The sequence below is a fragment of the Deltaproteobacteria bacterium genome (assembly GCA_012522415.1).
GTDB lineage: Bacteria > Desulfobacterota > Syntrophia > Syntrophales > JAAYKM01 > JAAYKM01.
Genome location: JAAYKM010000042.1, coordinates 1 through 12,948 on the forward strand (window position 1 = coordinate 1; position 12,948 = coordinate 12,948).

The 12,948-nt window shown below is 53.7% G+C and carries 9 protein-coding genes; 2 read left to right on the forward strand and 7 right to left on the reverse strand.

Annotated features, from left to right (window positions below; all coding sequences use genetic code 11):
- The 7 genes from GX147_03640 to uvrB form a co-directional block, all read right to left on the reverse strand.
- Window positions 1-435: type III pantothenate kinase (locus GX147_03640; GenBank protein ID NLN59797.1), on the reverse strand; the 435-nt coding region annotated here is incomplete at its 3' end.
- A gap of 51 nt (window positions 436-486) precedes the next feature.
- A complete protein-coding gene (nadC, locus tag GX147_03645) occupies window positions 487-1,326 on the reverse strand; it encodes a carboxylating nicotinate-nucleotide diphosphorylase (protein ID NLN59798.1) in 840 nt (279 codons plus the stop codon).
- Window position 1,327: 1 nt separating this feature from the next.
- Entirely contained in the window at window positions 1,328-3,997 is a 2,670-nt protein-coding gene (locus GX147_03650; protein NLN59799.1) for a valine--tRNA ligase, read from the reverse strand.
- Window positions 3,998-4,146: 149 nt separating this feature from the next.
- Window positions 4,147-5,289: a tetratricopeptide repeat protein gene (locus GX147_03655; GenBank protein NLN59800.1), complete on the reverse strand. Its 1,143-nt coding sequence runs from the start codon at window positions 5,287-5,289 to the stop codon at window positions 4,147-4,149.
- A 124-nt stretch (window positions 5,290-5,413) separates the two neighbouring features.
- On the reverse strand, window positions 5,414-6,343 hold the full coding sequence (miaA, locus tag GX147_03660) for a tRNA (adenosine(37)-N6)-dimethylallyltransferase MiaA (GenBank protein ID NLN59801.1): 930 nt from the start codon (window positions 6,341-6,343) through the stop codon (window positions 5,414-5,416).
- Window positions 6,340-8,145: a DNA mismatch repair endonuclease MutL gene (gene mutL / locus GX147_03665; GenBank protein NLN59802.1), complete on the reverse strand. Its 1,806-nt coding sequence runs from the start codon at window positions 8,143-8,145 to the stop codon at window positions 6,340-6,342. The genes miaA and mutL overlap by 4 nt, the downstream gene beginning before the upstream one ends.
- 253 nt (window positions 8,146-8,398) lie before the next feature.
- The gene (gene uvrB / locus GX147_03670; GenBank protein ID NLN59803.1) at window positions 8,399-10,387 is read right to left on the reverse strand and encodes an excinuclease ABC subunit UvrB; all 1,989 of its coding nucleotides are present in this window, start codon (window positions 10,385-10,387) and stop codon (window positions 8,399-8,401) included.
- A 158-nt stretch (window positions 10,388-10,545) separates the two neighbouring features.
- On the opposite strand from uvrB, the gene GX147_03675 reads away from it, so the two are divergent.
- Together GX147_03675 and GX147_03680 are read left to right on the forward strand one after the other, a co-directional pair.
- Window positions 10,546-11,925 carry a cytochrome ubiquinol oxidase subunit I gene (locus GX147_03675; GenBank protein NLN59804.1) on the forward strand — a complete coding sequence of 460 codons (1,380 nt, stop codon included), beginning with the start codon at window positions 10,546-10,548 and terminating at the stop codon, window positions 11,923-11,925.
- Between the two features lie 11 nt (window positions 11,926-11,936).
- Window positions 11,937-12,917, forward strand: a complete 981-nt coding sequence (locus GX147_03680) for a hypothetical protein (GenBank protein NLN59805.1) — start codon at window positions 11,937-11,939, stop codon at window positions 12,915-12,917.
- Window positions 12,918-12,948 lie beyond the last annotated feature (31 nt).

The following is a 12,948-nucleotide window of genomic DNA, read 5'->3' on the forward strand; positions in this document are numbered from 1 at the left end:
GTACTCACCCCTGGGGGAAATGTAGTCGAAAGACATTGCCGTTCCAAAGTCAACAACGATCAGGTCCCTCCGGCACCTTTCGTATGCGGCCACGGCATTGACAATACGGTCCGCGCCGATTTCCCTTGGGTTGTCGTAAAAAATCGGCATACCCGTTTTTACGCCTGGTCCGACAATCAACGGAGTGGTCTGAAAGTACTTCAGGCAGACCGTTTCCAGGATATTCAGCATGGGTGGAACAACGCAGGAGATGATGATGTCGTCGATCTGTTTGGAGCTGATGTTGCTGGATTTGTAGAGTGAATAAATGAGCATGCCGTATTCATCCACCGTATGATCGATGACGGTTCTGATGCGCCAGTCATGAACCAGGACATCACCGTCATAGACCCCCAGCACCGTATTGGTATTGCCCACATCAATGACCAGTAGCATAGGTCTCTCCTTCCTTGTCCCTGTCCAGTCCTGTTGCGATATCAGCCGGACCTAGCCTTCCTTTTCGATCAGAAGGGAGATATCGGCCGCTTTCACCGAATGGGTGATCGCCCCTACGGAGATGAAATCGACTCCGGTGGCGGCAATATCCCTGACCGTTTCGTGGTTGACATTGCCCGATGCCTCGAGCGGAACCTTTCCGTTTGCCAAAGCCACGGCTTCTTTCATCTGGCTGACGGACATGTTGTCCAACATGAGTACATCGGCCCCACAGGCAAGCGCCTCTTTCACCTCATCCAGATTACGACATTCCACTTCGATTTTCAGCAGATGATGCGCCTTTCGTCGGCAACGGGAAACCGCCTCGGTGATTCCTCCCGCTGCATCGATGTGATTGTCCTTGATCAAGATACCGTCGCTCAGACCGAAACGATGATTATGTCCGCCCCCGACCGTCACGGCATACTTGTCCAGCACGCGGAATCCCGGGAGTGTCTTTCTTGTATCGACAATTCTGGCCCGTGTATCCTTGACCGCGGTGACATATCGACCGGTTTCCGTGGCAATACCGCACAGACGCTGCAGGATGTTCAGCCCCACCCGCTCTGCCCGGAGGATGTGACCGAGATTACCTCTGATTTCCGCAATAATCTCCCCCTTGATCACGAGGTCGCCGTCATTTTTTATTTTCTGCAGCACAAGGGAGGGGTCAACACAATGAAATACGGTGGCAAATACTTCCAAACCGGCCACAATCATATCATCTTTTGCCATGACCACCGCTTTACCCTTTTCACTGCCCGTCAGGGCGGACGATGTTGTGACATCCCCCCACCCGAGATCTTCGGCGAGAGCGGTTTCAATAAGCTTTTTCAGTTGCGTTGCATTCACCTTAATGGTCGGCCCCCTGTATCCCTTCGAATTTTTTGTACAGGTTTTCAAGAATGGTGAATTTATCGCGAAGATTTTTGTATTTTAATTCTTCCTTTTCGATTACCATCGGTGCCGCCTTCTTGATAAAATCCTGATTGGCGAGTTTATTGGATACCTGCCTGAGATCTTTTTCCATTTTGGCCATCTCCTTCTGCAAACGGCGCTTTTCGACGGAAATGTCCACCACCCCCTCCAGGAAAACAAAGATGCGCATGGCGGCGACGACCCCGGTTACGGCTCCCTTCGGTTCGGCCATATCCCCCGCGATATTCAGGGATTCCAAATTCGCCAGATTGATGATGTAGTGACGGTCCCGGTTCATGACGGACTTGGCTGCCGGGTCCGGTACGGAAATCGTAACGGTAATTTTCCTGGAGGGGGACACGTTCATCTCGCTACGGATGTTACGAATTTTCGTAACGACTTCCATGAGCAGGGCCATCTCTTTTTCCGCCGAGATGTCCTTCAGCGCTTCATTCGGTTCGGGGAAAGGGTTCACCATGACGGATGTCCCGTCATGGATGCATTTCTGCCAAATTTCCTCGGTGAGGAAGGGCATAAAAGGATGAAGGAGCTTCAGGGACGTCTTCAGGACCATGACAAGGGTTTTCTGGACGGCCCCTCTTTTTCCTTCTTCCTCCCTGCCATAGAGTGTGGGTTTGATCATCTCTAGGTACCAGTCACAGAACTCATGCCAGATGAACTGGTATATACTGGCGGCGGCATCATTAAAACGGTATTCCTCAAGGTGGCGGTTGACATCATCGACGGTCCGGTTCAAACGGGCCCGTATCCAGCGATCGGGAAGGAGCTTGCTGCCTTCACCGGGTGTCTCATATTGTTCCATACGGCCGTTGAGATTCATCATGGTGAAGCGGGTGGCGTTCCAGATCTTGTTGATGAAATACTTATACCCCTCAATCCGCTCTTCAGACATTCGGATATCCCGCCCCTGGGCGGCGAAGGCTGCCAGGGTGAAACGGAATGCATCGGCGCCGTACTTGTCGATCATGTGCAGGGGATCGATGATATTGCCCTTTGATTTACTCATTTTGTCCCCTTTTTCGTCCCGTACCAGGGCATGGAGATAAACATCCCGAAAGGGAACATCCTTCATGTTGTATAGCCCCATCATCATCATCCGGGCCACCCAGAAGAAAAGAATGTCGAACCCGGTAACGAGGAGTGATGTGGGATAGAAGGTTTTCAGTGTCTCTGTTTCCTCCGGCCAGCCGAGGGTGGAAAAGGGCCACAATGCGGAGCTGAACCAGGTGTCGAGGACGTCCTCTTCCTGGCACAGTTTCCCCGATCCGCAGTCGGGACAATGGTCCGGATCGGTCATGTCGACTATGACCTTCCCACAGGCATCGCAGTACCAGACCGGGATCCGGTGCCCCCACCAGATCTGCCGCGAAACACACCAGTCACGGATATTGTTCATCCACTCGAAGTAGGTCGCCTCCCAAGTGGCGGGTACAATGCGCGTATTGCCTAAGGCAACGGCGGCGATGGCCTCCTTGGCGAGGGGGGTGACCCTGACGAACCACTGTTTGGAAACCATCGGCTCAATGTCTGTTTTGCAGCGGTAGCACTTGCCGATGTTATGCGCGTAGGGTTCCGTGTCCACGAGGTATCCCTGCTCCCGAAGATCCCGCACCACGTTTTCCCGGCAGGTGTAGCGATCCTGGCCGCAGTAGGCCCCTCCATGCTCGGTGATCATCGCGTTCCCGTCCATGATCTTGATAATCTCCAGATTATGCCGCAAGGCGATGGCGAAATCGTTGGGGTCCGACGACGGGGTAATTTTCACCGCGCCGGAACCGAATTCCATTGTGACATAATCATCGGCGATGACGGGAATTTTCCGGTTCACCAGGGGCAGGATGACTTCCCTGCCGATTTTATCCCTGTAGCGCTCATCATCGGGGTGGACGGCCACGGCCGTGTCTCCCAGCATGGTTTCGGGCCGTGTCGTGGCGACGATGATATCACCGCTTCCATCAGCATAGGGGTAACGGATATTCCAGAGGGAACTCGCCTCCTCATGATATTCGACTTCCAGGTCGGAAATGGCCGTGTGACAACGGGGACACCAGTTGACGATGTAATCTCCCTGATAGATCAGCCCCTCGTTATACAGACGGACAAAAACCTCCCGAACAGCTTTGCTCAGACCTTCGTCCATGGTGAAACGTTCCCGTTCCCAGTCGCAGGAACTGCCCAGTCTCTTCAGCTGATTGATAATGGCGCCGCCGTATTTTTCCCGCCATTCCCAGACGCGTTCAATGAATTTCTCCCGGCCCAGATCATGACGGGAAATCCCTTCCCTGGCGAGCTCCTGCTCCACGACGTTCTGGGTGGCGATCCCGGCGTGATCCGTTCCAGGCATCCACAGCGTGTTGTAGCCCTGCATTCTTTTGTAACGGATGATGATATCCTGCAGGGTATTGTTCAGAGCGTGACCCATGTGCAAAATGCCCGTCACGTTGGGAGGGGGAATCACGATTGAGAAGGGAGGTTTTTCGCTTGTATCCTCCGCGTGAAAAAACCGGTTTTCCAGCCAATAGGCATACCAGCGTTCTTCTGCCTGATGGGGTTCAAAATTCTTGCTGAGTTCTTCACTTGCCATAATCTGCTCCTGGTTCGTCTTCGGATATCCCCTGGGGAAAATGCTCAAAAATCACGATCCCCCTGAGATCGACGCCGACGGCGGATTCAGAGGGAATGAAATGGGGGAGCTTCTTTCTCGGGTCTTGTTTTCCGATCTCGGCGATTTTTTCAGTCTATGTTCAAATCTTCTTTCAACTTGTGTGCGATTAAAAGAGCCTCCACTCCCGATAGCGAGGACAGGGGAGAAAAAAGAGCCGCAATCGGGTTTTTCATTCCCATGATTCCCCGTGTGGTCACCGTCATCACGGCTTCATAGGAGGCATGATCCGGTTTCACATCCTGAAACGGCGATGGGGTCCCCTCAAAAGATTTTCGCCGTTCCGTGTTGCCGGCCAGGCGCCCCAGAACATCTTCCATGACAACGGCATAGGTCGCCCGATTGACGATTTCTTCGGGCCGGAACGATCCGTCGGGATATTTTTCCAGGCCCTTGACACCTAAACGCAAAACGCTCTCAATATGGATCCGGTAAGGCTGACCCTCGATATCCTTGGCGGCGGCTGTTTTTTCGGGATGTTTGCTTTTCCCCTCGGCCGCCTGAGGCTGCCCGGTCAATATCTTCTCCAGTTTTATTTCTTCCATGATGATCGCGGCACAATCAGCCCGCGTGATATGCTCGACCAGGACGATTTTCCTTCCGGTTTTGGTGACAGCCATGACCTTTTGAATTGTTTGGATCTGAAACAGTTGTTCTTCCGCATCCCTCGCAAGTCTGCCGCCGATTGCGATAACCTGCCTGAACATCCTGGCCGCCTCGTCGAAACTCAGATTATCCCTGCAGGCCAGGCCCATGTAGTAGTAGGCCTCGCTGTTTTGCGGATCGATTTTTATGGCCGCGTCGAAGGCCTCTTTTGTTTTCAGAAACCATCGTTTGTCCCGCTTGTCCTGAGAATGGATCCTGATCCCGGCAACCCGGCAAAAAACCTTATCATCACTTATTTTAGCATGTTTACAGCCATTTTTCAGATCACCCAGGGCATCGTCATTTTGGGCCTGATGGATTCTGGCGATGGCGCGACCGATGGCGGCTTTCGGATCCTTCGGGTTTTTTCGAAGGACCCAGGAAAATTCGCGTTCCGCATCCTCGTATTGCCCATCATTCAGAAGCTTCATGCCCGCATCAGTGTAAATGTCCGACGATTCCACCATCTTCACGGTCGGCTTTTTGTTCTTGCTTCCACAGGATATTAAGGCCGCAGCCATAAAAACGGCCAGCATCAGCATGAACCACTGTGAGCCTTTTCCTTGCATGGTCAACGTCTTCTCCTCCGGCTGCCACATGAGATCCTGAAACCCACGACAACCCGCTTGAGTTCGGCTAAATCCATATATTTATCATTGCTTGAAGTCAAGGCATTTCAGCTCTTTTACCGGTTCATCCGGAACTGAACGTGCTGATCCGGCGGCGGATTTCCGACAGCCTGTCCGGGTCGAACCACAGGATTTCTTTATCCCTCTTGAACCATGTCATCTGGCGCTTGGCATACTTCCAGGTATCCCGCTTCATTTCCGCTACGGCGTCCTCCAGGGTACAGTCACCCTTGAGATGCCGGACCATATGACGATACCCCAGGGATTGCATCGCTTTAAGGTCTTCCCCGTAGTTCATTGCCAGGAGGCTTTCCACTTCGTGCAGGAGACCGGCTTCGATCATTTCATCGGCCCGTCTTTCAATTCGTTGCCGCAGCCTTTCCCTTTCCTGCCGGATGCCTATTTTCAGATAACGATACTCTCTGTTTGCCTGAAAGGCATGTTCCGTCTGCTTTTTTATGATCGATTCGCCTGTCAGATCGAGTACTTCAAGGGCTCGGATCATACGCACGGCGTCGTTGGGGTTGATCTGTCCGGCTGCCTGCGGATCCCGTTGCCTGAGCAAATCATGAAGATATCCCTTTCCAAATTGGGCGATCATGTTTTTATATTGCTTCCGTAGCGCGTCATCCGGCCCCGGGCCGGTAATCAGCCCGCCCAGCAGGATCCGTACATAAAGCCCGGTGCCTCCGGCCACGTAAACAGGCCGGTCATCCATCCGGCGGCCGGCTATCACCTTGCGTGCCATGTCCAGAAAGATAGCGGCGTTAAATGGCTCATCGGGGTTTACCACATCGATCAGGTGGTAGGGCAGGGTCTTGCGTTCCTGGAGGGACGGTTTGGCCGTGCCGATATCCATGTGGCGGTAAACCTGCATCGAATCGGCATTGATAATCGAGCCCGGTTCCTCGTCTGCCAGGGTATGGACGACCGCCGTTTTTCCGGAAGCGGTGGGACCAACGATGACCAGCAGGAGGGGGCGAGGGGGGTTCATGTCCGCTTGAAGAGCTTTTGCAGATCCGACAGATTGTAGACAAGATAAGCAGGTCGGCCATGGGGACAGGTGGCGTTAAAGGGGGTGGTGTCCATTTCCGCACAGAGTGATTTTACCTCGTCGTCCGTGAGGGTGTGATTGGCCTTGACCGCTCCTTTACAGGCCATCATGATGAACAGCTTTTCTTTAAGAGCCGTGGTCGATAGAATTTTCCCCCCTGCCAGCGTTTCCGTGACGAGATCCTGTAGAAATTGCTTGGGTGAAAGATTCGTCAGCAGTGCGGGAATCGATTTCAACAGGACGGTGTTGTCGCCGAAAGGTTCGATGTCGATCCCGGCTTCGGCAAGGATGTCCTGTGCGCTGAGGAACTGTTCATATTCCGACGGGGAGAGGCTCAGGACCTCCGGCACCAGGAGGGCCTGACGAAAATCGGCCCGCTTTTGGGCCGCGGCGCGGATTTTTTCGAAAAGGATCCGTTCATGGGCGGCATGCTGGTCAATGACCACCATTTTGTCTCCACCGGAAAAAACCAGATAGGCCGCTCCAACCTGCCCCAGGTAATCCAGGTCTGAAAAACGAATACCCGGCAAGGGTGAGCCGTCCGCGGTTTTTTCATGCAAGTCCCGTAGTCCGGAACCATCCCATAAACCGGTGAAGGACGACACCGGTTTGGGGCCGGCGCTCGAATGGTAGACAGGACGTTTGGCGCCTGTTACCAGGGTGTAACGCTTGAGCGCTTCCTCCACCCGCTGTCTGTAGGAGGGGTCCGCCGTTATTTCGCCTGCGTGTTTCCATATCCCTTCTGTTGCGGATCCGGCGCCAAGCCCGGAGACGACGGCTTCAACGACGCAGTCGTAGATATCCCGGGGATTGCGGAAGCGCACTTCCGTTTTGGCCGGATGAACATTCACGTCCACATCCTCCGGTGGCAAATCGATGAAGAATACGAGTATGGGATAGCGTTTTTCCGGGATCACCCGCCGATAACCCGTCATGACGGCATGGCTGATCAGGGGATCCCTGACGAAGCGTCCGTTAACGAAAAAGTAATAGCCCCTCGTGTTGGCACGTGAATAATCCGGTCGCGTGATCATCCCGTCCAGGCGTACGTTTCCCTTTTCAGCATGAACCCTGATCATATGCTCTGCCACGTCCTCTCCCAGGACCAGGGCAAGGCGATCGGAGATTTTTTTCACATGGGGCACCCGAAGCACTTCCCGGCCATTCGCTGTCACGTTCAGCCTTAATTCCGGCCGGCTCAGGGCAATTCGTACCAGGACCTCCATGCAGGCCGCCTGTTCCCTCGAAACCGATTTTAGAAATTTTTTGCGTGCCGGGACATGATCGAAAATATGGGTGACGCTCACTGTCGTGCCTTCGGGGCACCCGATTTCCTGAATCGTTTCGACCTTGCCGCCGTCAAGCACGACCCGGCTCCCGGACAGCGCATTGCGTTTGCGGCTGATCATTTCAACGCGGGCGACGGAGGCGATGCTGGGCAGGGCTTCTCCACGGAACCCATAGGTGATGATGTGAAAGATATCGTCAACCGACTGGATTTTGCTGGTCGCGTGTCGCTGAAAAGCCAGGCCGACCTCACCGGCATCAATGCCCTGTCCGTTGTCGCTCACCCGGATCGATTTGCATCCGCCCTGCTCCAGATTAACGCTCAATTCGGTGCTGTCGGCATCGATCGCGTTTTCCAGCAGTTCTTTCAGTATGGATGCGGGTCTTTCAACCACCTCCCCGGCGGCGATCTGGTCTGCCACCTCACGGGACAGAACGGCAATTCTGTTTTCCATATTCTCCTGCATTTACTTTAATAAGGCGCTCTGAATGTCCCCTTTTGTCTGTCCTGTGCGAGGTCATGCCGTAAGGTTTGTGTCGGGCTTGAAGCCCTGGCAAAGAGAAAAATCTCTAAACTGTAAGCACGTCAGGCTGATATGAATGCATTCTTCGATATGGCCCCGGACACAAGAACGCGGGAACTGAAACTCATCGATGGCAAGCTAACAAAAACCCCTGCGGGTTTCAACGAAATCTTCCGCGTTCCCCTTATCTGAGCATCCAGTCGCGCAGTTCAGCAATCTGATCCCGTATTTCGGCGGCTTTTTCAAACTCCAGATTCTTGGCGAGCTTTTTCATTTCACGGGTCAGTCTTTCAATTTCTTCCTTCAGATCACCCGTTGAGTCGTAGGGGCGTTTTCTTTCCTCGATCTTCCCCGGCTCCACGTAATCGGCTTCATAAATTGAACCCAAAATATCGTGAATGTTGGCCGTCACCGTTTCGGGAGTGATGCCGTTTTCCATATTGTATCGGCTCTGTATCTCCCGACGACGGTTCGTCTCACGCAGGCAGGCCTCTATTGATCCCGTAAGCCGGTCGGCGTACATGATCACCTGTCCGCCCACGTTGCGGGCCGCACGCCCGCTCGTCTGGATGAGTGATCGTTCGGACCGGAGAAAACCCTCCTTGTCCGCGTCGAGAATGGCCACAAGGGAAACCTCCGGGAGGTCAAGCCCTTCCCGAAGCAGGTTCACACCCACGAGGACATCGAAGATCCCCAGGCGAAGATCCCGTATGATTTCCACGCGTTCCAGAGTTTGAACATCGGAATGGAGGTATTTCACCCGCACGCCCAGGTCGTGATAATAGCTCGTCAGATTTTCCGCCATCCTTTTCGTCAATGTCGTGACGAGAACCCGCTCCCCCTTTTTCACCCGCTTCCGAATTTCCTCAAGGAGATCATCCACCTGTTGGCTCACGGGTTTAATCACAATTTCCGGGTCGATCAACCCCGTTGGACGAATGATCTGTTCAACCACTTTGCCCCCGCTCTTACCGATTTCATATTGGGCCGGGGTGGCCGAAATATAAATCCGCTGTTGTGGAAACCGTTCGTATTCTTCAAAGCGCAAAGGTCGGTTATCCAGAGCGGAGGGCAGGCGAAACCCGAACTTGACCAGTGTCTCCTTTCGTGACCGGTCGCCCCGGTACATGCCGATCAGTTGTGGAACGGTGACATGGCTTTCGTCCAGAATAATCAGAGCGTCCCGGGGCAGGTATTCCATCAGTGTCGGCGGCGGCTCGCCGGGTTTTCGTCCCGTCAGATGTCGCGAATAATTCTCGATTCCCTGGCAGTAGCCCATCTCTTCCATCATCTCAATATCGAAGTGGGTTCTCTGTTCCAGACGCTGGGATTCAAGCAGTTTATTCTGTTTATTCAGATCCTGGAGGGTCGTGCCCAGTTCTATTCGTATGTCGCGAATCGCTCGATCCAGATTGTCCCGCGTTGTCACGTAGTGGCTGCCGGGATAGACGGCGATACGCTTGAGGGTTTCCAGTTTTTTCCCTCGGAGCGGATCGGTTAGGGAGATGGCTTCAACGGTGTCTCCAAAGAACTCGACGCGGTAGGCCCGGTCCTCTTCGTAAGGCGGGAAGATTTCCACCACATCCCCCCGTACCCGGAAGGTGCCCCGATGAAAATCCACGTCGTTTCGCTCGTATTGAATTTCGATCAGTTTCCTCAGGACCGCCTCCCGATCCGTTTCCATTCCCTCCTCCAGGCGGACGAGCATACCCGAATAGGCTTCGGGTGAACCAAGACCGTAAATACAGGAGACGCTGGCCACGATGATGACGTCATTTCGTTCGAACAGGCTGTGTGTTGCCGCATGACGCATCTTGTCGATGATGTCGTTGATGGAGGAGTCCTTTTCGATATAGGTGTCCGTGCTCGGGATGTAGGCTTCCGGCTGGTAGTAATCGTAGTAACTGACGAAGTATTCGACGGCGTTTTCCGGGAAAAGGTTTTTGAACTCCCCGTAGAGTTGCGCCGCCAAGGTTTTGTTTGGCGCAATCACGAGCGCCGGTCTTCGACTTGCAGCAATCACGTTGGCGATGGTAAAGGTCTTCCCCGATCCCGTTACACCCAGCAAAACCTGATGCGCTTTGCCCGCCTGGATACCGTCGACAAGTTGCGTGATGGCAGCCGGCTGGTCGCCCCGAGGTTCAAAATCGGTTACCAACCTGAATTCTTGCATGATGACGTCTTCTCCTGATTTGTGTTGATTACACCATGAACCGGATTTTTACCACAAAGGCCTTGACGCCTGCAGATAAAGCTGTTAGTCGAATTTTCCAAGAGCGGTTTCGGTTGCGTGCATAAGGCTTGGCCGAGTTTTTTCATCATGGAGGCTCCTTGGATTTCCTTTCCGATACCCTGATCCTGTCAAGAATGCAGTTCGCCTTCAAGGCTCTGTTCCATATTCTCTGGCCCATCCTGGGCATCGGTCTCAGCATCTATATTTTCTGCATGGAGCTGCTTTGGCTCAAACGAAAGGACCTGTTCTACTATTGGCAGGCCCGTTTCTGGACGCGGCTGTTCCTTCTGAATTTTGCCATGGGAGTGGTTACGGGTATCCCCCTGTCCTTCGAGTTCGGTACAAACTGGGCTCGTTTTGCTGCAGAGCGCGGCGGGTTCATCGGTGAACTCATCGGACTCGAGGCCACCATGGCGTTTATGCTTGAGTCGGCGTTTCTCGGTATCATGATCTGGGGTTGGAAAAGGCTGCCCCCGGGCCTGCACCTTTTTTCCACGGGGATGGTTGCTCTGGGCAGCACCATGTCGGCGTTCTGGATCATGTCGGCCAATTCCTGGATGCAAACCCCGGCCGGTGTCGTATTCGAAGGGAGCCGGTATGTCGTGACGGATTATTATCAGGCGATTTTCAATCCAGATTTTTGGGTCGGTTTTCTACATATGTACATCGCCTGTCTGGAAACGACCGTTTTTGTCATAGGCGGTATCTCCGCCTGGTACCTGCTCCGGCAGCGGCATGTCGATTTTTTCCTTCGCTCCTTCAAGATCGCCGTTGTTACAGCCTTTTTCCTGGCTTTTATCCAGGTCGTTCAGGGGGATTTTTCAGGAAAAGCCGTCGCGGAACACCAGCCGGCCAAACTGGGTGCCATTGAAGCACACTGGGATACCAATGCTCCGGGCGAAGGGGCCTCCTGGATTCTTCTGGCACGGCCGAATCCGGACGAGGGGCGAAACGACTGGGCGATCGAATTCCCATACCTGCTGAGTTTCCTTCTCACCTACAGCCCAACTGGCAAGGTGACCGGGTTGAACGAATTCCCCAGAGAAGACATTCCCCCCGTCACCATACCCTTTTACAGCTTCCGGATCATGTTTACCGTGGGTTTCGCCCTCGTGTTTCTGGTGATCTGGTCGGGCTGGCTCTGGCGTAAAGGAGGATTCGAGAAAAAAAGCCTCACACGGAACAAGTGGTTCCTCTACGCCTGGCTGTTCGCCATCCCCGCCGCTTACGTTGCCGTGGAGGCCGGATGGATTGTACGGGAAATGGGGCGCCAGCCCTGGATCATATACGGGGTGATGCGTACCGGTGAAGGGGTATCGCGGTTGCCGGCCGACCACGTGGCATTTACCTTGTTTGCCTATGTCCTCGGGTATGCGTTGCTGTTTCTGATATTTCTTTATGCGGGAGGCCGTATCATCGGCCGGGGACCTGAATTTGAAAAACCGCCGCCCGGAACGGGCACTGCGTTTAGACGGTGAGGGATCTCATAGTGACTGGATACTGGCAGCCTTATATCGGATACGCCTGGGTTTTCGTTCTGGCTCTCATCTTCCTGACCTACCTGGTTCTGGACGGGCTCGTTTCCGGTATCGGAATGCTGAGCTTGTGGATTCGTGAGCCCCGTTTGCGGAAGGAAATGGTTGAAAGCTTTTCCGGAGTGTGGCATGCCCATCAGACTTGGCTGGTCGTTTTCGCCGGTCTTCTGTTCGGGTCCTTTCCCATGGTATTCGGCCGCATGCTGCCGTTTCTCTATCTGCCCGTCTTCCTGCTCATCGTGGGGATCGCCATTCGCGGCATCTCTTTGGAGTTGCTCGAATTAAACGAATCCCCCGGACTCTGGACATTCCTTTTTTCCCTGGGCAGTATCATTTTGACATTTTCCCAGGCGCTGCTCGCCGTTTTCACCCTCAAGGTCATTTATTATTACGCCTTTTTTCAGTTTCCGGCATCGGCTCTGCCCGGGAACGTCTTTACCCTCGGCCTGACCTTGACCCTGATTTTTTCCTATATCCTTTTTGGCGCCACCTATCTGATCACCAAGACATCGGGAGACAGTGAAAGCCTTTTCTACGCCGTTGCCCGCAAGGCGTCATCCGCTCTCGTCGTGACCGTCGCCTGCGTGATTGTGTTGCTTGGCATTCCACGGCCGCAGCACCCCCTAATCCTTTACACGGCTTTCGGGATCGCTCTGCTTCTGTCTGTCATCCTGTTCCGCTGCCTGACGCATGGAAAGAAAAAACCCCTGTTCTTTCTGGCGGTTTTCTCTTTCATCAGTCTTTCTTTCGCCCTGTTCAGTACCTACCCGGGGTTTATCCCCGCCCTTTCGTCCATTTCGCTGTTTGTTTCTTCTCCCCGCTCCCAGTATGTGATGCTGATAGTCTTTTGCCTCATCCTCCCCGTCATCATCATGTATAATGTGTTTCAGTACCGGGTTTTTCTCGGCGAGGCCCGTAAAAATGCCGGTTCATGAAAGGACTGGCAAGGTACAGCTTTTCCCCGGC

What these genes read in the sequence shown, in the direction of transcription:
- GX147_03650 (NLN59799.1), bottom strand. Translation starts at nt 3,997, where the DNA reads ATGGCAAGTGAAGAACTCAGCAAGAATTTTGAACCCCATCAGGCAGAA.
- GX147_03655 (NLN59800.1), bottom strand. Translation starts at nt 5,289, where the DNA reads ATGCAAGGAAAAGGCTCACAGTGGTTCATGCTGATGCTGGCCGTTTTT.
- miaA (NLN59801.1), bottom strand. Translation starts at nt 6,343, where the DNA reads ATGAACCCCCCTCGCCCCCTCCTGCTGGTCATCGTTGGTCCCACCGCT.
- mutL (NLN59802.1), bottom strand. Translation starts at nt 8,145, where the DNA reads ATGGAAAACAGAATTGCCGTTCTGTCCCGTGAGGTGGCAGACCAGATC.
- uvrB (NLN59803.1), bottom strand. Translation starts at nt 10,387, where the DNA reads ATGCAAGAATTCAGGTTGGTAACCGATTTTGAACCTCGGGGCGACCAG.